This window comes from Kitasatospora sp. NPDC088861 (assembly GCF_044750105.1).
GTDB lineage: Bacteria > Actinomycetota > Actinomycetes > Streptomycetales > Streptomycetaceae > Kitasatospora.
Genome location: NZ_JBIVJF010000074.1, coordinates 1 through 1,209, shown reverse-complemented (window position 1 = coordinate 1,209; position 1,209 = coordinate 1). Strand labels below are relative to the sequence as shown.

General features: G+C 68.6%; 1 protein-coding gene. It reads right to left on the bottom strand.

Features of this window, described 5'->3' with window-relative positions; translation table 11 throughout:
- Positions 1-97: 97 nt before the first annotated feature.
- On the bottom strand, positions 98-379 hold the full coding sequence (locus ACIP37_RS37775; protein ID WP_400812608.1) for a MerR family transcriptional regulator: 282 nt from the start codon (positions 377-379) through the stop codon (positions 98-100).
- Positions 380-1,209 lie beyond the last annotated feature (830 nt).

The window sequence follows — 1,209 nt, the reverse complement described above, 5'->3', positions numbered from 1 at the left end:
CGGCCAGAGCGTGCAGCGCGAGGCCGTCCCCCTGTCCGGCCTCTGCGGCGGGCGGCAGTACGGCTGGAAGGAGCTGTGGGCCGGGTTGCCGGTCCGGTCAGGTGTCCGCGGTGGGCTCCTGGCGGTGTTGGGTGCGGCGGAGTTGTTCGTTGAGGCGCAGGGCTTCTTCGAGTTGGTCTTCGAGGATGATGATGCGGCAGGCGGCTTCGATGGGGGTGCCCTGGTTGACGAGGTCGCGGGCGCGCATGGCGATGCGCAGTTGGTAGCGGGAGTAGCGGCGGTGGCCGCCTTCGGAGCGCAGGGGGGTGATGAGGCGGTGTTCGCCGAGGGCGCGTAGGAAGCCGGGGGTGGTGGCGGTCATTTCGGCGGCGCGGCCCATGGTGTAGGCGGGGTAGTCGTCGTCGTCGAGCTTGTCGGGTGTGTCGGGGCTGGTCGTTGTAGTCACTGCACCTCTCTGGTTCTCGGGGAGAACGCGTCGAGGGGCCCCGGGGCCGTATCGGCTCCGGGGCCCCGAAGGGGAACAACACCATCTACCGGCCTGGGCCGGTCCTGTTGCTTCCGCGCTGCCCCTGGGGAGGGTCGTGCGGGGATCGCGTATGCGTGACCGGAAACCACCGTCCTCGCGTTGGGGTCTGCGGTGTCCGCCCGGGCGAGTGTTCACGGGCCGGGCGATCCTGATGGCGCTTGCGCCCTCCGTTCATCCTCTGTACTGAACTGTCACTTTCGTACTGCTGGTACCGCTGGTACCGCTGGTACTGCTGGTACTGCACCTGCTGGACTGCGTACTGCTGGTCGGTGGCCGTGAGGGCCCACCCGGTCCGGCAGCCCGGCCCCGTCGGCCGTCCCGCGTCTGCGGTGACCCTGGAACCCCACTGCCCGGACCCCTCGGCACGCGCGCCCGCAGTCTGGGCGCCTTTGCCGAGGCCGTGCCTGTCTCGCGACTGCCGGTACTGCACTCACTGAACTGCGTCCTACTGGTACCGCTGGTGGCGGCCCCTGATACCTGCGGGCCGCCCGGTCCGGAAGCCAGCCCCGTCGCCGTCCTGCACCTGCCTGGCTTCGGAACTCCACTGCCGGACCGAACTGCGAACTTCTGTCAAACAACCCCGGCCAGTTCGTGTCTGGCCGGTATCGCCGACTGCTGTCTACGAGAGAAACGTTAGACCCACCCACGAGCAATGTCTACTCCGGCGCACACAGATTTTGCGA